Below are 25,147 nucleotides of genomic sequence, written 5' to 3'. Positions count from 1 at the left end.
CGGTCAGTGCTTGCGGAAGGCTTGCCACAGGCCGAACAGGATCAGGCCCACAAAGCCCACTGCGGCCCAGCCGGCGATGGACAGGCCGAGCATGGTCCATTTTACTTCCGCGCAGTTGCCGTCGCCGGTGAGCAGGGTTTTGATCACTTCCGCCATGGGGAATACGTCCACCATGTAGCTGATGCCGGGGCCGCAGGCGGGCACCTGGTCTTCCGGCAGGCTCTGCAGCCACAGCTGGCGACCGGAGAAGTAGAGGCCGCCGATGGCCCACAGGGAAACCAGCAGGCCGTAGATACGACGACCGATGTTGGTGGCGCCGGTGGGGTTGTGCAGAAACGCAATCAGGGAGGTGAGGCCGACACCCAGAAACATGACCCGCTGGGTGATACACAGTGGGCAGGGTTCGAGGCCCATCGCATATTCCATGTAAAAGGCGATGCCGAGTACGGCGATGACGGCGAGGAACATGATCAGGAAGGTGATGCGTGGGCTTGGCAGGGTCATGTGATTATTGTCCGGATACTGATAAGCGATTCTTTAAAAAGCGATTTTCTAATTAATAGTCTGTCGGAACTGCTCGGCCTGTTGGCTGAGGTCGGCAAACAGTTGGCGGAATTCCTGTTCCAGTGCGCTTTGGTCCCGCTGCAGCAGTGGCAGCATGTCGGCGAGGGGCTGCGGGCGTCGCAGGCGCTGGCCGACCCGTTCGAGGGTGCGCCGGATGACGTCTACCTCGCGGTAGCCGGGCAGGAGTTTAAATTGCTCGGCTCTTTGAATAAACGTTTGTGCGTTTTCGGGGATCCACTGGTTGCGCTGGTGGAAGTTGGACCAGCAGTTGTGGGTAAAGGTTTCGAGCGGTTGCGGGTACCAGTGGTGCCAGTCGTTGGCGAGCAGGTGGTCGAACCAGATATCGAGGGCGATGCCGCCGAGGCGGCGCCACTGGGGGCCGAGGCGTTTGAGGGCGCTCAGGTAGGCGGGGTGCTGGTCACTCAGCAGGTCGATGCGGCGGTGCAGGCGGATGCCGTCTTCGATGGCTTTGGGGCGCTCCCCTTTCATGGGGCCTTTGACGAAGTCGCCCAGTAGCCCGCCCAGTTGCCAGTCCGGGTCCGGGCCCGAGAGCAGCAAATGGGCGAGGTAATTCACTCAGAGCCCTTTCTGGCAGAACACGTACTGCGCGTAGTACTTGCCGAGAAAGTCTTCGAAACTGCCGGTATCGGCGTCTTCTACCTGTTTTTGCTTGTCGAGTGACTCTTTTGCGAGACGCTCGAAATCGGCCTGCTCTTCCTCGTTCAGCGGGCGGTCCAGGAAATACTGGCGGTGCTGTTCCGCTTTGGCCTTGGCCCACTGGAAGAAGGTCTGGTTGTGCTCGTGCATTTCCGCGAGCATTTGTGCCGCCGGGGTGGGTACCTTGCCATCGACCTTGTCGCGCTGGGCGGAGACGGCGCGCTGGTAGTCGTGGCTGCCCCACGCCTGGTCAAGTAGTTCGGCCATGGGGGTGATCTCATCGAGGAGTTCGCCGGCCCAGTCGGTGAGCTTGCGCTCGCCGCCGTTGTGGATAAGTTGCAGGTCGGGCTCGCGGCCGCGGTCGACGATGCGGGTCTGGTTTTCCTGTACCGCGCGGTAGTCGGCTTCGTCGGTTACCGGGCTTTCGCTCAGTAGGCAGTGCAGCAGGAAGGCGTCGAGGAAGCGCATTTGCGGGGCTTCGATGCCGAGCGGGACGAAGGGGTTCAGGTCGAGGCAGCGCACTTCGATATATTCGACACCGCGGGCGTCGAGGGCGGAGAGTGCGGTTTCGCCCATACCGGCCGGGTTTTTCGGGCGGATCGGGGAGTAGAACTCGTTTTCGATCTGCAGCAGGCCGGTGGAGAGCTGCTGGTATTCGCCGTGCGCGTCTTTTACACCCTGCTGGTGGTACTCGGGGTAAGGCTTGCTGATGGCTGCGCAGAGGGTAGACAGGTAAGTCTGCAGATCGTTGTAACACACGATCAGGGACTTCTGTGCGTCGCTGGTATAGCCGAGGCCGCCCATGCGCAGGGAGGTGGCCTGGGGGGCATACAGGGTGCGGGCATCACCGTCGAAAGGCTGCAGCTGGTGCTCGCGGTTCTGCACAAAGGTGCCGCACACCGCGGGCGCGGCACCAAACAGGTAGATCAGCAGCCAGTAGTGGCGGCGGAAGTTGCGGATCAGGTCGAAGTAGCGGCGGGTTTTGAAGTCTTTCAGAGACTCTTCCTTGCCGCCCTCTTTTTCCTGCAGCCAGGTCCAGAATGCGTCCGGCAGGGAAAAGTTATAGTGAATACCCGCGATGGTCTGCATGGCGCGGCCGTAGCGCAGGCCGAGCCCGAGGCGGTAGATGGTTTTCATGGTGCCGCTGTGGGAGCTGCCGTAGCGGGCCACGGGGATCTCTTCATCGCGGCCGAGTTTGCCGGGCATGCTGTTTACCCACAGGCGCTCGTCGCCGATCTGGCTGTAGGTGTAGCGATGGATCTGGTCGAGGGTTTCCAGCGCCTGCTCCGGCGTCGCCACCGGCGGGGTGATGAATTCCAGCAGGGCTTCGGAGAAGTCGGTGGTGATGTACTCGTGGGTGAGCGCGGAGCCGAGGCCGATCGGGTGATCGGTCTGCGCCAGCTCACCTTCCGCAGAGACCCGCAGGCCCTCTTTCTCAATACCGCGGCGGATGCCCTTTAACAGCGCTAAACCTTGCGGCTGGGCCAGATCGGCCAGATCGAGTTTGGACAAGGGAATCTCCTGTGGCAGCCGGTTGGCTGATGGGCCGGGTGCGCCACCGGGACGCGGTACTTCTTAATCACAAAAAACGTCAATCACCAAAATGGCGATCCGGCCTAAATGGGGGCGCCTGCTGCTATCTCAAGTAAGTGGGCTCAGTAAACAAGCTCAAGAGTAGGCTCAAGGCAGGTCTGTCAGGGGCTCGGGAGCGGTTGGTCGGGCTGGCTCTCTGCCGCCTCGGGTTGCGGCAGCTCCTCGGACTCGGCGACGTCATTCGCTTCCGCGATTATTTCGGGCTCATCCACTGCTTCCCCTGGCACCGCAGACTCAAGCGGTGTCTCGCTCAGGGCTTCTTCCGGGACGATGGGCTGGCGCTTGGTGTCCAGCTCGCACTCCAGCAGCTCAATGCGCAGGGCGACGTTGCGAGTATTGGCCTCGAACATCTGATTGATGGCGACGTCCTTGTGTTCGGTGCGGAACAGCTTGGTGTTCTCGCGGCCGTCGATCCATTCGTTGCTTTTGCTTAAAAACTGCTGGTGCTGATTGGTCAGCACATAGACGTGGCTCATGCGGGGGGACAACTTTGCTCAGACATGGAACGCAGTTTAGCGGCGGTAGGAGGGAGGCTCAAGGATTGGGATGTAGGCCGTGTTGGTTCACACGTTGAGAAATCAGTTCGTGATAGTGAGCTAGGTGCGAAGGTGGCGATGCCGGGTACAGCCTTGTGAGACGTTGATTCGCTGCGCTCACCCTGCGGGCGCCTCCGGCGTCCAAAGCTTGCGCTTTGTCCGCGAGAGGGACCTCGCGGAAGAGCCCCCAGGGATGGGTTTACGGCGTGTCTCACAAGGCTGTACCCGGTAGCGCCACCGCCACCGGGTTCGTTCGCGGAACTTGCGAGTGGGGTTACACCGGCTTCAACGGATAGTGCGCCGGATACGGCAAGCGCGCCGCGCCGCTGTCCACCGCCGCGCGGGCCACTGCCGCCGCCACTTCCGGCAGCAGGCGCGGATCTGTGGGCTTGGGCAGGATGTATTCGGCCCCAAAGCTCATCTCTACACCGCCGTATCCGGCGCGCACTGCTTCCGGTACTTCCTCTCGGGCCAGCTTGCGGATCGCCTCGATGGCGGCGAGCTTCATGTCTTCGTTGATGCGCGTAGCGCGTACATCCAGGGCACCGCGGAAAATAAACGGAAAACACAGCACGTTGTTTACCTGGTTCGGGTAGTCCGAACGGCCGGTGGCCATGATCAGGTCATCGCGGGTCTGGTGCGCCAGCTCCGGGCTGATTTCCGGATTGGGGTTGGAGCAGGCGAATACCACCGGCTTGTCCGCCATATGTGCCAGTTGCTCCGCAGACAGCAGGTCAGGGCCAGACACACCCAGGAATACATCGGCGCCCTCGATGGCGTCATCCAGAGTGCGCATCTCGGTATCCCGCGCCCACTCTCCCTTGTAAGCGTTGATATCACTGCGCCCGGAGTGAATCACCCCGCGGCTGTCCAGCATGGTGATCTGGTCTTTCTTGGCACCGGCGGCCAGCAGCAGTTTGCAGCAGGCAGTTGCCGCGGCACCGGCACCCAGGCACACGATACGCACGTCTTCGATCTGCTTACCCTGGATTTCCAGCGCGTTCAGCATTCCCGCCACGGTCACGATGGCGGTGCCGTGCTGGTCGTCGTGGAACACCGGTACCGAGCAGCGCTGGATCAGCGCCTCTTCGATGTGAAAACACTCCGGGGCCTTGATGTCTTCGAGATTGATACCGCCGAAGGTATTGGCAATCGCCGCGACGGTCTCAATAAACCGCTCGGGGCTGGGGCATTCCACCTCGATATCCACGGAGTTGATATCCGCAAAGCGCTTGAACAGCAGGGACTTGCCTTCCATCACCGGCTTGGACGCCAGCGGGCCCAGATTGCCGAGACCGAGGATGGCACTGCCATTGGAGATGACCGCGACCAGATTGCCCTTGCCGGTATACAGGTAGGCGGCCTCCGGGTCCTTGGCAATTTCGCGCACCGGTTCGGCCACGCCCGGGCTGTAGGCCAGAGACAGGTCTTCCTGGGTTTGTGCAGGGGTTGTGAGTTCCACCGAAAGTTTGCCCGGTGTCGGCAAGGCGTGGTAATCGAGCGCTGCCTGGCGCAGTGAGTCGGTCATCAGGATGTCATCTCTTGGTTTGGAAGGCGGCCAACATTCTGCGGTTGGCAGCAGGTTACTGCGGAAATATTGATTTTATGGTGAGGGCGCTAAGTCCCCTTTTCCGAGGCGCGGAGAATAACCGAGACGACTGCAAGTTCACAAGCTCAAAAACTGAGCGTAAATGTTATTTTCTACTAATATCGATGGTGAATTCGGAGTCGGACGAAATGAAAAACCGTTTATTTTTTCTGTTTTGGGATGAATATTTCTTGCCTCTGTCGATCAGCCAGCCTTTCACCACTATTTTACGCCCTTGCCAATTGCGCCGGTTTGCGTGGCCATAATCCCATTTAGGGTCCAGCCGCACTGCCACCGGGCCGTCCAGTTCGAGCCACAGGAAGCGGTTGTGATCCACCTTCTTGACGGTACCGGTCAGCAGTACAAATCCGCCGTCCCCGGGACGCACATCGGCGGCAGCCAGGGTCGGCCAGACACCGCTGCGCCAGACCCCGCGCTGGCGCTCCTTTGCCTCCTGTTCGCGGCTGGACAGGCACTCGGCCAGGGCGAAGTTGGGGGCCACGGCAATATGGAAGGCCAGGCCCGCGGACAGCAGTGCGGATTCCAGGCTGTCGCCGCGGTGGTTATAGACGTGGGCCAGGGTGCGGCCGTGGTTATCGTAGCGGTCGCGATCGTATACCAGCTCCAGATCGCCGCCGGCGAGAAACCGCTGCACAAACTCTTTCGCTTCTTCCGCCAGTGGCTGCGCCGGCCGCCGGCCGCGGGCCAGTTCCGGGGCGTTTACGCCGAGAAGGCGCACCCGGCGGCCGTCTTTCAGGCGCAGGGTGTCCCCGTCCACCACCTTCTGCAGGGCCACAACCTCGTCCGCCTCCCCCAGCACACAGTCGGCCAGCGCCGCTGCGGGGTGGAAAAGGCCGATCAGTAACAGGCAGGCACAAAAAAAGACGCCAAGGGAGTCCCAGGGCGTCTTTTTCGTCGCTGCCGGAGGTGCACAGGGCATACCGGAGCGGGTCTCGATAGCGCTTTCTCTTACTTGGAGATGCGGCTGCCGAAACGTTTCTTGAAGCGGTCTACGCGGCCGCCGGTGCTGGCTTCGCGCTGCTTGCCGGTGTAGAACGGGTGGCAGTTGGAGCACACGTCCAGCTGGATGTCCTTGCCCAGAGTGGAACCCATTTTGAAGGAGTTGCCACAGGAGCAGGTTGCAGTGATTTCGGCGTAATTCGGGTGGATATCGTTCTTCATGATGGCCTCTATTCGATACCGCCACCCAGTCGTTCGCTGAGCACGGGATCGTCATTGGTGCAGGGGAAGCTTCCCCGGGCTGTTTAAAAAGTCGGCGCATACTATCAGATTAGCCCGCCGATTCAAGCGTAAATGCGGCTTCGGGGTCACGGCTCCCCGGCGGGGGCGCCCGCCGCGTCGATCAGTGATCGCAGCGCCGCCATATGGGACTCCAGTGCGGATCGCCCTGCACTACTGAGGCCGTACCAGGTGGTGGGTTTGCGCTCGACGAAATCCTTGCGGCTTTGCAGGTAGCCCCGCTCTTCCAGCTTGCGCAACTGTGCTCCCAGATTGCCGTCGGTAGCCTGCAACTGGCTCTTCAGGCGGGCGAAACTGAGTTCACCGTGCTTGGCCAGCAACACGCAGGCGCCCAGGCGGATACGGTGCTCCAGCAGCGGGTCGAGGGAGGTCAGCGCCTTCATTGGGAATCGCCCGCGTTCAGTGCCGCCCGGCGACTGAAGCCGGCCCAGCACAGAGCGATACCCACGGTGATCCCGGTGATTGTCCAGATAAAAGGAGGCATGAGTACCACCAGTACCCCGTAGGCTACCAGCATCAGGATGCCGCACCACAGCAGCGGTCGCTCCAGGTGAACCCCGGCGAGGCTATAGGCGATACCGGTCACCAGCAGGAAGTTGGCCCCGCCCATCTCGGGTGTGATACGTCCCAGCATTAATGGCAGGAAGCAAAGCAGAAATGCGGCACCCACAAGGCACCAGTGCAGGCCGTAGCGCCGGCCCAGCTGAGAGTTGTTATAGCCGTGGCGCCGGCTCTCGCGGGCGCCGAGCCACCAGCTGAAAAGACCGCCGCCAGCACCGGCAAACAGCCAGTACACGCCGGCAAACCGGGGAGCCAGGTCCGGCAGGCTGAAGCCTACCGCGATCAGTGCCGCCCACAGAAAGTACAGGGCCGGGATACCGCCAGCAGCGGCGTCCTGGTCGATGGCGCCGCGAATATAATCCAGGTCACTCTGCAGTTTGTTTACGTCGTTCATGGTCACAGATCCTTGTTGATAAAGGGGTCGGTAATGCGTCCCGGGGTTAACTTTAAAAACTAGAGTTGATGTGCAGAGTACTCTGAATTTTAGAGTTTGCAAGATGTGCGCGGCTCGCCGGTGGGTTTTAGCGCCATGGATTTCCGTGTGGCGGTTTGCCGATGTCGGCTGTACCCGAGGGCTTCAGCCGGTAAACTAGCCCGCTCAAAAAAATCCGCGCAGCAGAAATTGTTATTTGGGGGCCGCTTGCAGTTACAACCGGATCAGTATCGCTCGGACGCGACAAGCGAGCGCCCGCGCGTCATTTTGCGTCTGGCCGTACCGGTACCTCTGCGCCGCCTGTTCGATTACCTGCCGCCGGCGGGAATGCCCGACCAGGACTTGCAGCCCGGCCAACGCTTCCATGTACCTTTCGGCAACCGCGACCTGGTGGCTGTGCTGGTGGATGTGGTATCGGAATCGCCGCTTGCGGAGCTGAAGCCCGCCAGCGAGTGTATCGATCACCAGCCCATTTTCGATTCCCGCAGTCGCCATTTTCTGCAGTGGGCGGCGGATTACTATCAGGCGCCCATCGGGGAGCTTTACGCCGCGGCCTTGCCGGCCGCCCTGCGCAAGGGTAAGCCGGCGGACCACTGGGCGGAACAGTGGCTGGAGCTGACCACCGAGGGCAAGGGCCTGCCGGAAACCGCGTTGGCGCGGGCCAAGAAGCAGCAGGAGTTATTGCAGCTGCTGTTGAGTAGCGGGCGCCAGAGTCGCACCGCGCTGAACGCCCGCGGTCTCAACAGCACCGTGTGCAAAGCGCTGATCGAGCGCGGGCTGGCGCGCTGGGTGTCAGGGCCCACCGCGCCGCCGCCGATGGAAGAGGTAGAGCCGCGCCCCGCGCCAGAGCTGAACGAAGAGCAGCGTCAGGTTATCGACGCGGTGCCCGCCACCGGCTTCAGCGCCTCTCTATTGGAGGGCACCACCGGCAGCGGCAAGACCGAGGTGTATCTGCGACTGATGGAGCGCGCCCTGCGCGATGGCAATCAGGCGCTGTTGCTGGTGCCGGAGATCGGCCTTACCCCGCAGACCCTGCGCCGTATCGCTGCGCGCTTTCCCGATTTTCGTATCGCCGCCCTGCACTCGGGCCTCGCCGATGGTGAGCGCGCCCGCGCCTGGCTTTCCGCCGCCAGCGGTGTGGCGGATATCGTGATCGGCACCCGTTCGGCCATTTTTACTCCGCTGCCGCGCCTCGGCGTGATCCTGATCGACGAGGAGCACGACGGTTCCTTCAAGCAGCAGGACGGTGTGCGTTACTCCGCCCGCGACCTGTCGGTAGTGCTGGCAAAAAATGCCGACGTACCGGTGCTGCTCGGCTCGGCAACCCCGTCTCTGGAAAGCCTGCACAATGCGCTCTCCGGCCGCTATCAACATCTGCGTCTGCGCCACCGCGCCGGCAATGCGCGCCCACCGGAAATCAGTGTGGTGCCCATCTTGCACCAGCAATTACAGGAGGGTTTTGCCCCGCAGGTGTTGCGGCATATCGGCGAGACCCTGAACCGCGGCGAGCAGGCGCTGGTTTTCATTAATCGGCGCGGCTACTCGCCGGCGCTGACCTGTGACGACTGCGGCTGGCTCGCCGACTGCCCCCATTGCTCCGCCAAACTTACCCTGCACCGGCGCCAGCGCCATCTGCGCTGCCACCACTGCGACTACCGCATGCCGGAGGTGCACAGCTGCCCGCAATGCCACAGCCGCAACCTCAACGCCCTGGGCGCGGGCACCGAGCGCAGCGAAGACTTCCTTACTCATACTTTCAACCAGTTCCCGGTGATCCGCGTGGACCGGGATACCACCGCCAGCAAGCAGGCCCTGGACAAACTGCTGGAGCCGGCACGCAACGGCGAGCCCTGCCTGTTGCTTGGCACCCAGATGCTGGCCAAGGGGCATCATCTGCCCAAGGTGACCCTGGTGGTGATCCAGGACGCCGACGGCGGCCTGTTCAGCGCCGACTTCCGCGCTCCCGAGCGCATGGGGCAGCTGCTGGAGCAGGTCGCCGGCCGCGCCGGCCGCGGCGACCTGCGCGGTCATGTGCTGGTGCAGAGCCGGTACCCGGAGCACCCCCTGCTTCAGTTATTGCTCAACAAGGGCTACGGCGCTTTCGCCCGCCAGTTGATGGAAGAGCGCAAGATCGCCCAGCTGCCGCCGCTGCGGGCCATGGCACTGGTGCGTGCCGAGTGCGAGGAGCCGCGTTGGGCCGAGGAGTTCCTGGCCAATGCCCGGGATTATCTGCAGGCGATGGCACCGCCCTCCCCGGCGCTTCAGTATCTGGGGCCAGTGCCCGCGCTACTTGAGCGCAAGTCCGGCCGCTTCCGCTTTTACCTTCAGGTCACTGCGGAGAAACGCGGCCTGTTGCAGAAGCTGCTGGCACAATTCAGCCAGTGGGCGGAAGGGAACCGAAACCGTCGTCTGCGCTGGGCGGTGGATATGGATGCGCAGGAGCTGTCCTAAATTCCACCCACAGCGCCGCGCGCAGGCGGTACAATTTCCCGCCTGTAGCAATCACGATTTACAAGACCGAGAGAACGCCCATGGCCCGCCGCAATACCCGCCGCCAACAATCCACCGGCAAACCCGCCTGGGTCTGGTTTGTGCTGGGCAACTTTGTGGGTGGCTTTGCGGTATTTGTATTTCTGCTAAACGACCTCAAAACCGGGCAGACCCAGGTGGTCAAGCGCACCGAAAAGCCCGCTGCCGAGCAGCCCGCGCCGGGGGAATCGAAACCGCGCTTCGATTTTTACAAGTTGCTGGAAGAGAATGAGGTGAAAGTGCCTCAGCCGAAGAATCAGCAGGTGCGGGTCCGCAATGAGAACGGCTCCGATGCAGAAACAGCGGTGCGCAATGAGCCCAAGTCCGACCTGGTGTATATCCTTCAGGCCGCCAGCTTCCGCGAAAAGGAAGAGGCCGAGCGACTGCGCGCCCAGCTGATGCTGGCCAACCTCGACGTCAAAGTGGAATCCGCCACCGATAGCCGCGGCACCTGGCACCGGGTTCTCGTCGGCCCATACACCAATCGATCCAAAATGGCCGCCGCGCGCGGTGTGCTCGCCGAACACCGGCTAATGCCGCTGGTGCTCAAGCGCCCGGCGCAGGGTTAATTGATCGAGACTACTCGGTCTCCACAAACTTCCGAGTCAGCCAGTGCGCCAGCGGCGCAAATAAAGAAACCAGCGGGAAGGCAATGACCCAGGCCGCAATACCCGCATGCAGCCAGCGTTCGAGAAACCCCTCCGTCAGGCCGGTATTGATGAATGTCACCACGCCAGACATCACACTCGACATCAGTAGCGACATGAAAAGCGCAAAAACCAGGGTGTAATAACGGCGCTTGATACGGGCCACAGGCAGTCCTCTCGGTACTTCTGAAAGATGGCCTTGAGTATAAAGCCGCTCCCACTTAGTTGAAATCCAGCCCCGTCGACCACACTTAGTGCTCTCGAAATGTAAAACACCGAGGCACACGTGGAACAATATCGCGGCACTACCATCCTCTCCTGCCGCCGAAACGGCAAAGTCGTAATCGGCGGTGACGGGCAAGTCTCCATGGGCAATACCATCATGAAAGGCAACGCCCGCAAAGTACGCCGCTTGTATAACGACAAAGTCATCGCCGGATTCGCCGGCGGCACCGCCGACGCCTTCACCCTGTTCGAGCGCTTCGAAGCCAAACTCCAGGCCCACAACGGCCAGCTCACCCGCGCCGCCGTCGAACTCGCCAAAGACTGGCGCACCGACCGCGCCCTGCGCCGGCTAGAGGCCCTCCTCGCCGTCGCCGACGAAACCGCCAGCCTGATCGTCACCGGCAACGGCGACGTGATTCAGCCCGAAGACGACCTCATCGCCATCGGTTCCGGCGGCCCCTTCGCCCAGTCCGCAGCGCGCGCGCTGCTCGACAATACCGAGCTGGATGCGAGAACCATTGTGGAGCAGGGATTGAAGATTGCCGGTGATATCTGTGTGTACACCAACCACAACAACACGATTGAAGAGTTGAGTTACTAGAGCTTGTCGAAGTAACGAATTGCGAATTGAAGGGCGGGCGCCGGGAATAGGTTTTCAGGACTGTCGGAAACAGGGATGTTTCCGACAGAGCGTACAGGGATGTATTCACAGCGGTCCTGAAAACCTATTCCCGGTGACCGCCCGCCACCGAACCAGCGATAGAACTTTCGAAGCTGGAACGAAGCGAAAAGAATCCGAGTAAAGACCATGTCCATGACCCCCAGAGAAATCGTCCACGAACTCGACCGCCATATTGTCGGCCAGAACGACGCCAAGCGCGCCGTTGCCATCGCCCTGCGCAATCGCTGGCGCCGCATGCAGGTCAACGAAGAACTGCGCGCGGAAATCACCCCGAAAAATATCCTGATGATCGGTCCCACTGGCGTCGGTAAAACCGAAATCGCCCGCCGCCTCGCCAAACTCGCCGGCGCACCGTTTATCAAAGTCGAAGCCACCAAATTCACCGAAGTCGGCTACGTCGGTCGCGATGTGGAATCCATCGTCCGCGACCTCGTCGAAATGGCCATCAAGCTCGAACGCGAGCGCGCCACCGAAGGCGTAAAGCAGCGCGCCATGGACGCCGCCGAAGACCGCGTCCTCGACGCCCTGCTGCCGCCGGCACGCAACACCGACCCCAGCGAAAAAGATTCCAGCACTCGCCAGGTCTTCCGCAAAAAACTGCGCGAAGGCGAGCTGAACGACAAAGAAATCGAAATCGAAGTCTCCGCCGGTCCAATGGGTGTGGAAATCATGGCACCTCCCGGCATGGAGGAAATGACCAATCAGCTGCAGGGCATGTTCTCCAACATGTCCAAGGGCAAAACCCAGAAGCGCAAACTCACCGTCAAACAGGCGCTCAAGCAACTGACCGACGACGAAGCCGCCAAGCTGATCAATGACGAAGAAATCAAAACCAAAGCGATCCAGTCTGCCGAGCAGAACGGTATCGTGTTTATCGATGAAATCGACAAGGTCGCCAAGCGCCAGGAAAGCGGCGGCGCCGACGTGTCCCGCGAAGGCGTGCAGCGCGATCTGCTGCCATTGATCGAAGGCTGCACCGTCACCACCAAGTACGGCATGATCAAGACAGACCACATCCTGTTTATTGCCTCCGGCGCCTTCCACCTGTCCAAGCCCTCCGATCTGATTCCGGAGCTGCAGGGCCGTTTGCCGATTCGCGTGGAGCTGAGCTCGCTTACCTCCAAAGATTTCCAGCGTATCCTGACCGAACCCAGCGCATCGCTTACCGAGCAGCAGAAAGCGCTGCTGGGCACCGAAGGTGTCAATCTGGAATTTGCCGACGACGGTATCCAGCGTATTGCCGAAGTGGCGTTTGAGGTGAATGAGTCCACCGAGAATATCGGCGCCCGCCGCCTGCACACCGTACTGGAAAGGTTGCTGGAAGAAGTTTCCTTTGCCGGTGGCGATGGCGATACTGCGATCACCATTGATGCAGCCTATGTGGACAGGCAATTGGGCGAGCTCAGTAAAGACGAAGACCTGTCTCGTTTTATTCTCTGACGTACAACACCCTGCAGGAGCCCGCAAGCAGGCTCCTGCAGGGTTAATCTTTCCGGACACACAATGCCCCCACCGCAAAAAATCCGTCTGCAAAAAGCCGACAAGACACTCATCCTCCACTACCCGGACGCAGATTACGATCTTCCTGCCGAGTACCTCCGCGTTTTCTCTCCCAGTGCCGAAGTGCGCGGTCACGGCGCCGGCGAAGGCACCCTGGTGACCGGAAAACTGCATGTGGGAATCGAGCGGGTAGCTGCCGCCGGTCGGTATGCCCTGCAGATCTTTTTCGATGACGGTCACGATAGCGGTATCTACACCTGGGCGTATCTGCGGGAGCTGTGTGAAACCCGGCAGGAGAAGTGGCAGGCTTATCTTGAGCGCCTGGAAAACGCCGGTCAGGGCCGTGACCCTGACGAAAGCCCAGTCAAACTGATTGGCTGAATCCGAAGCAAATCTGACGCATATTTCCGGTATCCTCCCACCCCAATCACCCGGCCACGCCGGGCGCTGATCATCTTCTAAATTGCCACCCGGGGGAATACTCGTGCAATTGAACCGCTTTACACTGGCTTTCGCGCTCGCCTTTGGCGTCACACTGGCCGCCTGCCACAGCGGAAAATCTGAAACAGTCGCCGCCGACAGCTCTTCAGCCAAACCCGCCGCACCCAGACTGCCGGATAATCAGCGCAACAGTAGCTGGTTCGAGGGTGCTCGCGACGCGATCGCCAGGGCGAGCGCAGTCACTGTCAACAACCAGCCCGGTGTGGCAAAAAATATCATTCTGTTCGTCGGTGATGGGATGGGTATTTCCACGGTGACCGCCGCACGGATTCTGGCGGGGCAGCTGCAAGGGAAGCCTGGTGAGGAGTACCAGCTCAGCTTTGAGAAAATGCCGTTTGCGGGCCTGATCAAGACCTACAACACCAATCAGCAGACCCCGGACTCCGCCGGTACTGCTACCGCGATGCTCTCGGGGGTGAAAACCAAAGCGGGTGTCCTCAATGTCGATGAAACCGTGGCCCGCGGCGACTGTGCGGGCAGTCTCGAGCGACCGCTGACCACCGCGGTGGAGCTTGCGGAAGAACTGGGTAAACGCACCGGTATCGTGAGCACCGCGCGCATCACCCACGCCACCCCCGCCGCCGCCTATGCCAAAGTACCGGAGCGCGGCTGGGAGCATGCTGCGCCCGCAGAGTGCAAGGATATCGCCACCCAGATGGTGGAGTTCGCGTCGGGTGACGGCGTGGACGTCATCATGGGCGGTGGCCGTCGCAGTTTTCTGCCAAAGGACGTCACCGATATCGAGGGGAAAAACGGCAAACGTGAAGACGGCATCAACCTGATTGACGCCTGGCGGGAGCGCTACGGTCGCGAGGGCGGCAATGCGGTATACATCGAAGACCAGGCGGGCTTTGATGAAATCGATGTAACCGGCACCGACAAATTATTGGGCCTGTTTGCCAGCTCCCATATGCGCTATGAGGCGGATCGTAAAAACGACAAGGCCGGTGAGCCTTCCCTGTCGGCGATGACCGGCAAAGCCATAGAACTACTGAACAAATCAGAGCGCGGATATTTCCTGCTGGTCGAGTCAGGTCGCATCGACCACGGGCACCACGCCGGCAGCGCGTTTAATGCGCTGACCGATGCCGTCGAAATGGCCAAAGCGGTACAGGTCGCGATGGACGCTACCAGCGCCGAAGATACTCTGATCGTTGTCACCGCAGATCACAGTCACGTGATGACCATCGCCGGCTACCCCACCCGTGGCAATCCGATTCTCGGCAAGGTGGTCACCAACAATAGTGAGGGCGCTCCGGAACCGGCGGTGGCGCTCGCCGCTGACGGCAAGCCCTATACCACCATTACCTACGCCAACGGTCTCGGCCATGCACACTACGGAGACAGCACCGACGCAGATGATCGCTACGAAGACCCCGTCAGTGCCGGACGCCACGACATTGCTGCTAGCGATACCGAATCTTCCGGTTACCACCAGGAAGCACTGGTACCACTGGGAAGTGAAACCCATGCGGGAGAAGATGTGGGTGTATGGGCCCGCGGCCCCGGGGCGCATCTGTTATCTGGCACCAATGAGCAGAGCCTGATTTTTCATGTGATGGCGCATGCGGGTGGGCTGCTGGAAGGTAACCAGTAGCCAGGCCAAACAGGCAGGCACAAAAAAGCCGCACTCTGGAGTGCGGCCAATCGGTAGGGGCCAGATGGCCCCTTTTTATCACTGCGGATGCAGCCTCGATCAAGAGTTGTTGTTAGAAGGTGTAGTTCACGCCCAGGTAGAAGCTGCGACCCATGGTGTCATACATGCCGGAGCCTTCGCCGGTGCCCGTCAGACGTGCAGGCGGTGCTTTGTCTTCCAGGTTGTTGATACCACCGTAAACTTCCATGTTGTCCTGGTACAGGTAGCTGGTGCGCAGGCTGTTGTAGCGCACTTCACCGGTATAGGGAATTGCGACCGCGTACTTGGATTCCTGACCGATGTCGTACAGTGCCTGATCGCCAATATAGCGGTGGCCCCAGTTTACGGACAGGTCGCCATAGCGGTAGGTCACATTTAGGTTGTAAGCGTCTTCAGGGTCACCGATTTCGCCTGCAATCGGGTCAACGCTATCCGGTTCGTTCTGGAAGGAGTAGTCGTCACGCTCCAGCAGACGGGTTCCCTGCAGGCTGAAGGTCAGGTTGCCCAGTTCGGAATTGAACAGGTCAGCCAGCGCCAGATCGTAGCGAACTTCGTAGTCGATGCCGCGAGCGGTCAGCTTTGACGCGTTGAGCGCTGAACTGGTCAGGGAGGTCAGGTCACCATTAGCCGCGCGGGAAATGTTTCCGCAGAAAGCGTTCTCGATGGAGGCGCCGTCCACACATTTATCGAGAATGGTCTGTCCGTCATAGTAGGAAATCGCATCTTCGATTTCGATATCCCAGTAGTCCATGGTCAGGGTCAACCCATCGGCGAAACGCGGGGTAATCACGACACCATAGGTGAGGGTGGATGCGGTTTCTTCCTGCAGAGTGGGGTTGCCGCCACTGAAGCCTGGCAGAGTGGGGCCGCCGTTCCAGGGGGACTCATAGTCGGGGCTCAGGCCAAGTGCTGCACAGTTGGCGCGACGCAAATCGGGGTCAGGCGCGCTGCCCAACTCACGATAGTCACAGGGGTCGTTGACGTTGTAGAAGTTTTCGCCGAGCGGTGCAAACAGCTCATCAATATTCGGGGCGCGCACCGCCTGAGATGTGGTAGCTCGGACGCGCACATCGTCGATGATGGCCCAGTCGAGACCCGCTTTCCAGGCGCCGGTGCTGCCGATCGTGGAGTAGTCGGCTGCGCGGTAAGCAGTGTCGAATACCAGGCTCTGCACACCCGGCAAGTCAGACAGCAACGGAGCCGATACTTCGATATAGGCTTCTGTTACGTCGTACTCACCTTCGGCAGCTGCCAACGCGTTCATGAAGGTTTCACCATTTTTGATGATATCGTCGTAATCAACAGCGCTGGTTTCTTCACGGTATTCAAAGCCGCCCACGACGGACAATGGGCCCGCAGGCAGATCGATAAGGTCGCCGGTAACAAAGCCTGAAGCGACAGTCTGGGTCATTTTCTCTTCGGAGCCGGTGTCATCCAGCATGATCCAGTCAACTGTCTCTGCGGAATTCAGGCCAAATCCAAACAGATTTAAAGGCTGGCAGCCGGCGGCGCGGGCATCGGCATCGGCACAGACGATTTCACCGTCGATCTCAACAGCGTCGATTGCCTGGGAGTAGCGCTCCAGATGCTTGTTATTGATGTAGTAAATATCCGCGTTGTACTCGCCATAGACAAGGCTGGTCTCATAGCTCCAGCCACCGCCCAGTTCGCCTTTCAGGCCGGTGACAAAACGCATGGTTTCACGTTCGGCGAGATTACCGCGATAGCCCAGGTCGGAGTGCATGCGGTACATGCCAAACGCCGGCACCTCGTCCGCGACCAAGCGATCGGACAGCTCTTTGTCCAGGAACGGGTTGGTGGATGAGAAGACGTTATAACTGAAGCTTCCCTGGCCCCAGCTCTCCGCTTCGTGATTGACGTACTTGGCTTCGCCGAAGAGACGCATGGAGTCGTTGATATCGAAGTGACCCTTTACGAACACATTCGATGTTTCCATACGCGGGTACATCTGGTACTGACCGACAAAGGCATAGCCGTCACCGCCTGAACAGCGGCCATCGATATCACAGACCTCGCCGGGAACGACCGGGCGCGCCGAGCCGTCATTGTTAAACGTGTAGTCGCCGTAGGGAAGGAACGCGATGCCGTTGTCGCTCAGGAAAGGAATCCGGTAGTCCTCCACGGAAATGCGGTCGGGAATATTATCGTCAGCGATAACCGCGCCAGTTTCCGGGTCGATGTTGTCCGGATTGACCAGTGACCCGTAGCCTTTGGTGATCCAGTCGCGATCGGTACCGTAGACATCGCCGCGGGTGGTGTGCTGCACACTACCGGCGATATTCGCGCGGCCGTCGAAAAGGTTCTGACCGAAAGTTACGGACAGTTCTGTGGTTTCCGCGCCACCACGCTCGGTGTCGCTGCCAAAGGCGCTGATTTTTACGCCTTCAAAGTCGTCTTTCAGAATAAAGTTGACCACGCCGGAGACCGCGTCGGCACCGTAAATAGCGGAAGCGCCGCCGGTGATCACGTCGACACGCTCTACCAGGTCTTCTGGAATGGTATTCACGTCAACCGCAGAGGTGCCTACGGAGGAAGAGATGTGGCGGCGACCGTCCTGCAGCACCAGGGTACGGGAGGTGCCCAGGCCGCGCAGGTCCAGCAGGTTAAGACCCACGGTGCCGATATAACGGCCAGAGTTTTGACCGGAGAAGGTAGAGCGCAGCGCGGGCATGGTGTTCAGAAAGTCACCCAGATTGGTCTCACCACTCAGGCTGATATCTTCAGCGGTCAGCGAGGTAACCGGGGTCGGGCTTACCGCGTTAGGGCGCGCGATACGGGAGCCGGTAACGGTGACCTGCTCGATCATCCCGTCGTCCGCCTGGGATGCGTCTACCGATTGGGTGTCTTCTTGAGCAAAAGCGGGTGAAACACCCACAGCGGCCAGAATGGCGCCGCGGATGGCCATGGACAATGCATTTGTTTTCATTATTCCCCCTTAGGGCATTTACTTGGTCAGAAATCGGCATTTAGAGTTATTTGCCGTATACCTGTAACGAATGGGAGGAAAGTTCCTTCATGAGAAAATTCCGCAAAATTATATATTGCGCGTGATGCAATAAAATCGTTATACAGTTGTCCGATTTCGGTAATATTTTGATTTTCCTGCTAAAGATTTTGGGGTGTGGCGGGTAGTTCATCTTGCTGTTTGCTGTCTGATTACTCGCGGGGCGTTCTTTTTTTAAGCGGATGGCACACCTGCAGAAACTTGGGTGTGGGCTGTCGACCTGCGTGCGGCATATCCCTTTCCAGCGGCGCCCATGTACAATATCGTCCCTAATTTTCCCGCAGCGGCAGGCACAGGCTCACAATGACGGAACGCAAAACAACCCATTTCGGCTACCAGCAGGTGCCGGTGGATGAGAAGGCCGGACGGGTGGCGGATGTTTTTCACTCGGTGGCGGCCCGCTACGATGTGATGAACGATCTGATGTCTGCTGGCATCCATCGCCTTTGGAAGCGTTTTACCATCGAGCTGTCCGCGGCGCGTCCGGGGCAGGCGATTCTGGATATTGCCGGTGGTACCGGGGATCTGACGGCGCGTTTTTCCCGTATTGTCGGCCCAACCGGCAAGGTGGTGTTGGCGGATATCAATGCGTCGATGCTGAAGGTGGGCCGCGATCGTCTGCTGGATCGCGGTATAGCGGGCAATGTGGAGACGGTACAGGCGGATGCCCAGTACCTGCCCTTCCCGGACAATACCTTTGATTGCATTACCATTGCGTTTGGCCTGCGCAATGTGACGGATAAGGATCTGGCGCTGCGCTCGATGTTGCGGGTGTTGAAGCCCGGTGGCCGGCTGCTGGTGCTGGAGTTTTCCAAGCCGGAGTCGAAGCTGCTGGAGAAGGTCTACGATCAGTATTCTTTCCGCCTGTTGCCGTTTATGGGCAAGCTGGTAGCGGACGATGCGGACAGTTACCGCTATCTCGCCGAGAGCATCCGCATGCACCCGGATCAGGAAACCCTGAAAGGCATGATGAGCGAGGCCGGTTTCGTGGACTGTGAGTTCCACAATATGACCGGTGGCATTGTGGCTTTGCATAAGGGCATCAAGCCATAACGCTTGGGCTTCGGCCCTTGTTCTGTGGCGGCGCCGCTACCGGTGCCTGTTCGCGGGACACGCCGTAAACCCATCCATGGGGGCTCGGCTGCGGCCATCCAGGCCGCAGACGGTCCCGCAAACAGACCCCGGTATCGACGCCTTCGCATGTGACTTCAGTGCTCTAAATGCACAATGAGAAGTACAGCGACGATTCGGACATGGACGAATTCAGAAAATAATGACCGATCCCACCTTCCGCGCCGGCTTCGACGCCACCCTGGAAACCGCCATCAATACCGCCCTGCGCTACGATCCGGGCAGCCGCGCGCGCCTGGCCAGGCTGGCGGGCAAGGTTCTGGGTGTGAATCTGACTGCGCCGACCCTGTCGCTGTTTCTGGTAATTGATGACGAGGATGGTGAAGAAGGTGGCTATATAGAAGTGCACAGCCGCTGGAGTGGTGAGGTGACCACGGAGCTGTCCGGTTCCGCGCTGGCGTTTATCCAACTCTTGAGAAACCGCGATGCCACCCCGGCCAAACTGGAGGTGACGGTGCGGGGTTCCAGCGCTCTTTTGGCGGAGCTGCAGTCGATCCTGCGGGACCTGGATATCGATTGGGAGGAGCCGCTGGCGAAGCTGATTGGGGACTCTCCGGCACATCAGCTCGGTACCGGTGTGCGACTGGCGGCGAGTTGGTTGAAGGATGCGCTGGGGACTGCGCCGCAGGCAGCGGCGGAAGCGGTGAGTGAGGAGTGGCGGATGACGCCGCCGCAGGCGCAGTTTGAGGCGTTTGCGGACGATGTGGCGGAGTTTACTCAGGGAGTGGACCGGTTGGAGGCGCGTATTGCCCTTTTGCAAGCAAAGATAGAGGGGCGTGCAAAGCCGGACGCTCGGGGGAAAAGCTGACGTGCCGATTGCGAGAAGTCTGACCATTGCGCGGGTGTTCCTGCGCTACCGTCTGAATGATTTGATCCCGGCCGAACACCAGCCGCTGTGGCTGCGCACCCTGTGGGCGCCAGCGAGGCTGTTGCCAGCCAGTGCTGCGAAAAACATGGGCCGCGGTGAGCGGTTGCGTCGCGCCCTGGAGGATCTGGGGCCGATCTTTGTGAAGTTTGGGCAGTTGTTGTCCACCCGCCCGGACCTGTTGCCGCCGGATATGGTGTTGGAACTGAACCGGCTGCAGGACAATGTGCCGCCCTACCCGGCGGAGCAGTGTATTGCGCGTATCGAGGCGGCGCTGGGTGCGACCGTGGATGCGCTGTTTGCGGAGTTTGAGCGCGAGCCTCTGGCGTCTGCCTCCGTGGCCCAGGTGCACGGAGCACGCCTGAAGGGTGAAAACGGTGAGCCGGGCGCGTCGGTTGTGGTGAAGGTGTTGCGCCCGGGCATCGACAAGATCATTCAGCAGGACCTCGAGCTGCTGGGCTTTATTGCCCGCTGGATTGAGCGCTATCTGCCGGATGGTCGCCGCATGCGCCCGGTGGAGGTGGTGGAAGACTACCGCCACACCATCGAGGGCGAGCTGGATCTGGTGCGTGAGGCGTCCAACGGCTCTGAGCTGAAGCGCAATTTCACCAATTCCCCTCTTCTTTATGTCCCCGAGGTCTACTGGGACTACACCCGTGAGAATGTGCTGGTGCTGGAGCGTATCGACGGTATCCCGGTTACCGATCTGAAACAGTTGCGCGCGCAGAATACCGATATGCAGCTGCTGGCCGAGCGCGGGGTGGAGATCTTCTTCAAGCAGGTGTTCGAGCACAACTTCTTCCACGCGGACATGCATCCGGGGAATATCTTTGTCTCTCGCGAACACCCGGATCGGCCCAAATACATCGCCATTGATACCGCCATCGTCGGCAGCCTGACCCGTGAGGACCAGTACTACCTGGCGCGCAACTTGCTGGCCATGTTCCGGCGCGACTATCGCATGGTGGCGGAGCTGCATGTGCAGAGTGGCTGGGTGCGCAGGGATACGCCGATCAATGCCTTCGAGTCGGCGATCCGTGCGGTGTGCGAGCCGATATTTGAAAAGCCCCTGGGGGAAATCTCCTTTGCGCGGGTGCTTATCAGCCTGTTCCAGACCGCCCGGCGCTTCGATATGGAAGTGCAGCCCCAGCTGGTACTTTTGCAGAAAACTTTACTCAATATAGAAGGGTTAGGGCGACAGCTGTATCCTCAACTGGATCTGTGGAAGACTGCTCACCCGTTTCTCGAGGGGTGGATGCGGGAGCGCATTCACCCACAGACCATCGTCGGCGAAATCCGTCGATATGGGCCGGAATGGCTGGAAAAATTCCCGCAACTACCGCAACTGGCGTTTTCTGCCCTGGAGCAGGGCCGGGAGCTGGGACCACAGCTGCAGCAATTGAGTGAGCAACTGGCGGGTAGCAAGCGGCGGGGCCGGGCTCGTTACGCGCGTATGATTGTGGGTGGTCTGTTGGCCGCGGGGGCCGCACTGGTGGCTTCTCCGGGACTGCTGGCACAGATTCCGGTTGCCAGCTGGGTGCTGGGAGCGACGGCCTTGGCCCTGTTGCTCTGGCCTTGAGCCGCCGGGGCCCTGAAGCGTACCCGTGAGCCTACAATAACGAATGCAGTAAGGATGCACAGCGTGAGCGAAACCAAATTTACCCAGGCAGTCAGCTGGAACAGTGACGGGTTGGTGCCCGCCATTGCTCAGGACTTCAAGTCCGGTCGGGTGCTGATGATGGCGTGGATGAACGAAGAGTCCCTGCGCCTGACGGCAGAAGAGGGGCGCGCGGTCTACTGGTCGCGCTCTCGCGGCAAGCTCTGGCGCAAGGGCGAGTCCTCCGGGCATGTGCAGCAGGTGCGCGAGATCCGCCTCGACTGCGACGGCGATACCATTGTGCTGCTAGTGGAACAGCTTGGTGGCATCGCGTGTCATACCGGACGCACCAGCTGCTTTTATCAGGTTCTGGAAGATGGCCAGTGGCATATCCGCCAGCCGGTGATTACCGACCCGAAAGAGATCTATTCAGGGGAGAAATAGGCCGCGTCATGAGTAACATGCTGACACAACTGGACCGGGTGCTGCGGATGCGCATGCACGAGGGTGACGCAGAGTCTTCCTACGTGGCGAGTCTGCATCGCAAGGGCCTGAACAAAATTCTGGAGAAGGTGGGCGAAGAGGCCACCGAGCTGGTGCTCGCGGCAAAGGATGCCGAGGGCAAGGGCGCGGAAAGCGATGAGCACCGCGCAATGATTTCGGAGACCGCAGACCTGTGGTTTCACTCGCTGGTGATGCTCAACCACCTGGGTGCCGATTCCCGCGAGGTACTGGATGAACTGGGGCGCCGTTTCGGGCTCTCCGGGCTGGATGAAAAAGCGTCCCGCGGCAAAGACTGAGCGGCGGGAACTTTGCAATTAATAGCGCAGCACAAGCGCTGGGCGAACAGTGAAAGAATTTAATCAGGAGCATTTCTCATGGGTATTAGCTGGCAACAACTACTGATTCTGCTGGTCATCGTACTGTTGATCTTTGGTACCAAGCGCCTGCGCAATCTCGGTGGTGATCTGGGCGGTGCCATAAAGGGCTTCAAAAAAGCCATGAAAGAAGAAGATAAAAAAGGCGAAGACGAAGACAAAGAGCCGGAGCTGCTGGAAAAAGACGAAACTGCCAAGCCGCAGCAGAAAACTTCTACCGAAGAAAAACAGTCCCAGGACAAATAAGTCCCGGCAGACCGTTTTGGTCTCGTCCGTGGTTAACTGAGCGAGTCGCGCGTGTTTGATATCGGATTTTTTGAGCTGTTGTTGATCGGTGTCGTTGGCCTTGTGGTCATCGGTCCCGAGCGCCTGCCCGACGCGGTGCGTACCACCGTGCGCTGGTGGACACAGATCAAGCAGACCCTGGGCAGTGCCAAGGAAGAGCTGGAGCGGGAAGTTGGTGCCGACGATATCCGCCGCGAGCTGCACAATGAGCGGGTATTGAAAGAGTTACGCGAAAGCCAGCAGGCCATGGAGCGCACCTTTAGCGAGGCCGAGCGCAAGTTTGAACAGGATCTGAAATCCGTAGAAGCGCAGGCGCAAGCCCTGAAAGAGGATGGTGACAGTACATCCACATCACCCCTTTCAGAGCCTGATCCGGAGGCCGACAAGCGCCGCCGCGCTGCGGACTATCTTCCCGAAGAAGATCGCAACGCGCCTGTAGACGAAAAGCCTGAAGAAGATTACCTGCCCGAAGAGGACGAGGACGACGAGGATCTGGAAGATCCCGAGTATCCCGAGCACCTGCACGACCACGGTGATCCGGAACACAACCCGCACCACCCCGACCATTTCAAGCACGAAGAAGACGACGCCTGGGCGGAAGTGGATCGTTTGGATCCGGCCAGCCCTGAAAAGGCAGAGACGGTGGCTTCGCAAGAAGACGATGTACCGCCAACCAACGCACCGAGCAGTGACAGTCCCACCGATCCGGAAGACAAGCGTCAATGAGTGAAAAAGACCAGCCGTTTATCGAACACCTGATCGAAATGCGGGATCGCCTGCTGAAAACCCTGCTGGTGGTGGTGGCGATTTTTGCCTGTATGGTGCCCTTCGCCAACGACATCTACAATTTCGTCGCCGATCCGTTGCAGGCGCGTCTGACCGAAGGCGCCGGCATGATCGCCACCGAGGTCACCTCTCCTTTCCTGACACCATTCAAAACCACTTTTGTGCTGGCCTTTTTTGTCGCCATACCGTTTGTGCTGTATCAGTTCTGGGCTTTTATTGCGCCCGGTCTGTACAAGCATGAAAAGCGCCTGATTGCGCCCCTGATGATTTCCAGTATTTTTCTGTTTTATGCCGGTATGGCATTCGCCTACTTTGTGGTTTTTCCCCTGATCTTCGAGTTCTTCATCAGCTCCGCTCATGCAGACATCAAGGTGATGCCAGACATCCGCAGCTACCTGGATCTCGCGTTAAAGTTATTTTTTGCCTTCGGTTTCGCGTTTGAAATCCCTATAGCGACCCTGCTGTTGATCTGGAGCGGCACAGTAACCGCAAAAGACCTGGCCAAGAAGCGTCCCTACGTTATCGTCGCCTGCTTCGCCATGGGCATGCTATTGACGCCGCCGGATGTCATTTCACAAACCCTGCTCGCCGTGCCCATGTGGATTCTCTTTGAGGTCGGCATCTTTTTCGGGCGATGGGTCAAGCGCGGCAAGCCGGAAGAAATCGAAGCCCAGTAGAAATCTGAAGCCGTCGTGCTCACGTATGTTTCTAAAGCGATATGTAGCTTTGCGAGCGTGAAAGGAGCAATCGAGGGTGGTTAGTTGGATCAGGGCGCGGCAAAACTTTGTGGCAGGCCCCACGGCGGTATTAACCGCTATGGCAATTGTTCTGTGTACGGTATTGGCTACCAAGGGCTTAGCCGCTACTGACGGAATCGGCGACGCTGACAAGCCCTGCGCTATTCTCTTACACGGAATTACCAAAGACTCTACTTCCATGGAAGCCATTGCAACTGCATTGCGCGGGGCCGGCTTCCACACGGTGAACCTTGATTACCCATCGAAAAAGTATCCTATAGAAACTCTCGCGGATATGACGATTCCCCGGGGTATTTCCGCCTGCAAGCAGGCGGGCGCCGCACCACTCTATTTTGTTACCCACTCCATGGGCGGGCTGCTCTTGCGACAGTACTACGAGCAGCGGGATGCCAGTGAGATCACTCGCGCCGTCATGCTCGGCCCTCCGAACCAGGGTAGCCGCCTTGGCAATTTTCTCTCCTGCATCCCCGTCATCAAGGACGTAAATGGACCCGCGGGAAAACAGATGGGTATCGATGAGCGGAGTCTGCCCAGTCGATTGGGCCCGGTAAAGTTTCCGCTGGGCGTCATTGCTGGCACGCGTTCATTCAATCCATTTTTTTCAGCGATTATCAGTGGTGATGACGATGGAATCGTGGGACTGCCGAGTACTTATGTGGAGGGTACCTGTGCACGCGTGGCGTATCCGTTGACGCACAATGGCCTTACAGGCGATGCTAGAGTAATCAGACAGGTGGTGGCGTTTCTGGAAACGGAGACTTTTACGGGGAGTAAAGTGGAAGAGTTTTACTGTGCGTCGTTGAAAGAGACTGAAGGAACCAAATAAAAAAACGGCGTACCTGCTGCGAGGTACGCCGTTAATAATCACCTTCCTGTAGAGTGAAATTCAGGGGTCTACTTAGAGCTCTGT

Annotated in this window: 26 protein-coding genes; 15 read left to right on the top strand and 11 right to left on the bottom strand. The window is 59.6% G+C overall.

The window, feature by feature from the left end; genetic code table 11:
- Positions 1-3: 3 nt before the first annotated feature.
- The 9 genes from ACXAG1_RS13200 to ACXAG1_RS13160 form a co-directional block, all read right to left on the bottom strand.
- Positions 4-504, bottom strand: a complete 501-nt coding sequence (locus tag ACXAG1_RS13200; RefSeq protein WP_475091197.1) for a disulfide bond formation protein B — start codon at positions 502-504, stop codon at positions 4-6.
- Positions 505-552: 48 nt separating this feature from the next.
- Positions 553-1,140 carry an acyl carrier protein phosphodiesterase gene (locus ACXAG1_RS13195; RefSeq protein WP_475091196.1) on the bottom strand — a complete coding sequence of 196 codons (588 nt, stop codon included), beginning with the start codon at positions 1,138-1,140 and terminating at the stop codon, positions 553-555.
- Positions 1,141-2,733, bottom strand: a complete 1,593-nt coding sequence (gshA, locus tag ACXAG1_RS13190; RefSeq protein ID WP_475119938.1) for a glutamate--cysteine ligase — start codon at positions 2,731-2,733, stop codon at positions 1,141-1,143.
- Between the two features lie 182 nt (positions 2,734-2,915).
- Entirely contained in the window at positions 2,916-3,290 is a 375-nt protein-coding gene (locus ACXAG1_RS13185) for a hypothetical protein (RefSeq protein WP_475091195.1), read from the bottom strand.
- A gap of 334 nt (positions 3,291-3,624) precedes the next feature.
- Positions 3,625-4,878 (bottom strand): malic enzyme-like NAD(P)-binding protein, encoded by a 1,254-nt coding sequence (locus ACXAG1_RS13180; protein WP_475091194.1) that lies wholly within the window; start codon positions 4,876-4,878, stop codon positions 3,625-3,627.
- A gap of 166 nt (positions 4,879-5,044) precedes the next feature.
- Positions 5,045-5,878: a thermonuclease family protein gene (locus ACXAG1_RS13175; protein WP_475119937.1), complete on the bottom strand. Its 834-nt coding sequence runs from the start codon at positions 5,876-5,878 to the stop codon at positions 5,045-5,047.
- 29 nt (positions 5,879-5,907) lie between these two features.
- Positions 5,908-6,120 (bottom strand): 50S ribosomal protein L31, encoded by a 213-nt coding sequence (gene rpmE, locus ACXAG1_RS13170; RefSeq protein ID WP_043319964.1) that lies wholly within the window; start codon positions 6,118-6,120, stop codon positions 5,908-5,910.
- A gap of 146 nt (positions 6,121-6,266) precedes the next feature.
- On the bottom strand, positions 6,267-6,581 hold the full coding sequence (locus ACXAG1_RS13165) for a winged helix-turn-helix domain-containing protein (protein WP_475091192.1): 315 nt from the start codon (positions 6,579-6,581) through the stop codon (positions 6,267-6,269).
- The gene (locus ACXAG1_RS13160) at positions 6,578-7,153 is read right to left on the bottom strand and encodes a hypothetical protein (RefSeq protein ID WP_475119936.1); all 576 of its coding nucleotides are present in this window, start codon (positions 7,151-7,153) and stop codon (positions 6,578-6,580) included. Before ACXAG1_RS13160 ends, ACXAG1_RS13165 begins: the two co-directional genes overlap by 4 nt.
- A gap of 246 nt (positions 7,154-7,399) precedes the next feature.
- On the opposite strand from ACXAG1_RS13160, the gene ACXAG1_RS13155 reads away from it, so the two are divergent.
- Both ACXAG1_RS13155 and ACXAG1_RS13150 read left to right on the top strand, forming a co-directional pair.
- A complete protein-coding gene (locus ACXAG1_RS13155) occupies positions 7,400-9,643 on the top strand; it encodes a primosomal protein N' (RefSeq protein WP_475091190.1) in 2,244 nt (747 codons plus the stop codon).
- An 80-nt stretch (positions 9,644-9,723) separates the two neighbouring features.
- Positions 9,724-10,290: an SPOR domain-containing protein gene (locus ACXAG1_RS13150; protein ID WP_475091189.1), complete on the top strand. Its 567-nt coding sequence runs from the start codon at positions 9,724-9,726 to the stop codon at positions 10,288-10,290.
- 10 nt (positions 10,291-10,300) lie between these two features.
- Here ACXAG1_RS13150 and ACXAG1_RS13145 read toward each other — a convergent pair whose 3' ends face one another.
- Positions 10,301-10,534, bottom strand: coding sequence for a DUF2798 domain-containing protein (locus ACXAG1_RS13145; RefSeq protein WP_475091188.1), 234 nt, complete (start codon positions 10,532-10,534; stop codon positions 10,301-10,303).
- Positions 10,535-10,654: 120 nt separating this feature from the next.
- On the opposite strand from ACXAG1_RS13145, the gene hslV reads away from it, so the two are divergent.
- From hslV to ACXAG1_RS13125, 4 genes are all read left to right on the top strand, one after another.
- Positions 10,655-11,194 carry an ATP-dependent protease subunit HslV gene (gene hslV / locus ACXAG1_RS13140; protein WP_010132036.1) on the top strand — a complete coding sequence of 180 codons (540 nt, stop codon included), beginning with the start codon at positions 10,655-10,657 and terminating at the stop codon, positions 11,192-11,194.
- Between the two features lie 207 nt (positions 11,195-11,401).
- Complete coding sequence (hslU, locus tag ACXAG1_RS13135; RefSeq protein ID WP_475091187.1) at positions 11,402-12,715, top strand: ATP-dependent protease ATPase subunit HslU; 1,314 nt, start codon at positions 11,402-11,404, stop codon at positions 12,713-12,715.
- Positions 12,716-12,778: 63 nt separating this feature from the next.
- Positions 12,779-13,156 carry a gamma-butyrobetaine hydroxylase family protein gene (locus tag ACXAG1_RS13130; RefSeq protein WP_475119935.1) on the top strand — a complete coding sequence of 126 codons (378 nt, stop codon included), beginning with the start codon at positions 12,779-12,781 and terminating at the stop codon, positions 13,154-13,156.
- A 103-nt stretch (positions 13,157-13,259) separates the two neighbouring features.
- Positions 13,260-14,873: an alkaline phosphatase gene (locus tag ACXAG1_RS13125; RefSeq protein WP_475119934.1), complete on the top strand. Its 1,614-nt coding sequence runs from the start codon at positions 13,260-13,262 to the stop codon at positions 14,871-14,873.
- A 112-nt stretch (positions 14,874-14,985) separates the two neighbouring features.
- Here ACXAG1_RS13125 and ACXAG1_RS13120 read toward each other — a convergent pair whose 3' ends face one another.
- On the bottom strand, positions 14,986-17,859 hold the full coding sequence (locus ACXAG1_RS13120) for a TonB-dependent receptor domain-containing protein (protein WP_475119933.1): 2,874 nt from the start codon (positions 17,857-17,859) through the stop codon (positions 14,986-14,988).
- A gap of 381 nt (positions 17,860-18,240) precedes the next feature.
- On the opposite strand from ACXAG1_RS13120, the gene ubiE reads away from it, so the two are divergent.
- The 9 genes from ubiE (at position 18,241) to ACXAG1_RS13075 (ending at position 25,063) form a co-directional block, all read left to right on the top strand.
- Positions 18,241-18,990, top strand: a complete 750-nt coding sequence (ubiE, locus tag ACXAG1_RS13115) for a bifunctional demethylmenaquinone methyltransferase/2-methoxy-6-polyprenyl-1,4-benzoquinol methylase UbiE (protein WP_475091183.1) — start codon at positions 18,241-18,243, stop codon at positions 18,988-18,990.
- Between the two features lie 220 nt (positions 18,991-19,210).
- Positions 19,211-19,876 (top strand): ubiquinone biosynthesis accessory factor UbiJ, encoded by a 666-nt coding sequence (locus ACXAG1_RS13110; RefSeq protein WP_475119932.1) that lies wholly within the window; start codon positions 19,211-19,213, stop codon positions 19,874-19,876.
- Position 19,877: 1 nt separating this feature from the next.
- On the top strand, positions 19,878-21,512 hold the full coding sequence (gene ubiB / locus ACXAG1_RS13105) for a ubiquinone biosynthesis regulatory protein kinase UbiB (protein WP_475119931.1): 1,635 nt from the start codon (positions 19,878-19,880) through the stop codon (positions 21,510-21,512).
- Positions 21,513-21,566: 54 nt separating this feature from the next.
- Positions 21,567-21,974, top strand: a complete 408-nt coding sequence (hisI, locus tag ACXAG1_RS13100) for a phosphoribosyl-AMP cyclohydrolase (protein WP_475119930.1) — start codon at positions 21,567-21,569, stop codon at positions 21,972-21,974.
- Between the two features lie 8 nt (positions 21,975-21,982).
- Positions 21,983-22,330, top strand: a complete 348-nt coding sequence (locus ACXAG1_RS13095) for a phosphoribosyl-ATP diphosphatase (RefSeq protein WP_475091179.1) — start codon at positions 21,983-21,985, stop codon at positions 22,328-22,330.
- A gap of 78 nt (positions 22,331-22,408) precedes the next feature.
- Positions 22,409-22,654 (top strand): twin-arginine translocase TatA/TatE family subunit, encoded by a 246-nt coding sequence (tatA, locus tag ACXAG1_RS13090; RefSeq protein WP_475119929.1) that lies wholly within the window; start codon positions 22,409-22,411, stop codon positions 22,652-22,654.
- Positions 22,655-22,705: 51 nt separating this feature from the next.
- Complete coding sequence (gene tatB, locus ACXAG1_RS13085) at positions 22,706-23,419, top strand: Sec-independent protein translocase protein TatB (protein WP_475119928.1); 714 nt, start codon at positions 22,706-22,708, stop codon at positions 23,417-23,419.
- The gene (tatC, locus tag ACXAG1_RS13080; protein ID WP_475119927.1) at positions 23,416-24,156 is read left to right on the top strand and encodes a twin-arginine translocase subunit TatC; all 741 of its coding nucleotides are present in this window, start codon (positions 23,416-23,418) and stop codon (positions 24,154-24,156) included. Before tatB ends, tatC begins: the two co-directional genes overlap by 4 nt.
- A 139-nt stretch (positions 24,157-24,295) precedes the next feature.
- Positions 24,296-25,063, top strand: coding sequence for an alpha/beta hydrolase (locus tag ACXAG1_RS13075; protein ID WP_475119926.1), 768 nt, complete (start codon positions 24,296-24,298; stop codon positions 25,061-25,063).
- The last annotated feature ends 84 nt before the right edge of the window (positions 25,064-25,147 follow it).

The organism is Microbulbifer sp. ABE4_465, from assembly GCF_056160765.1.
This window is presented reverse-complemented; position numbering and strand designations above follow the sequence as displayed.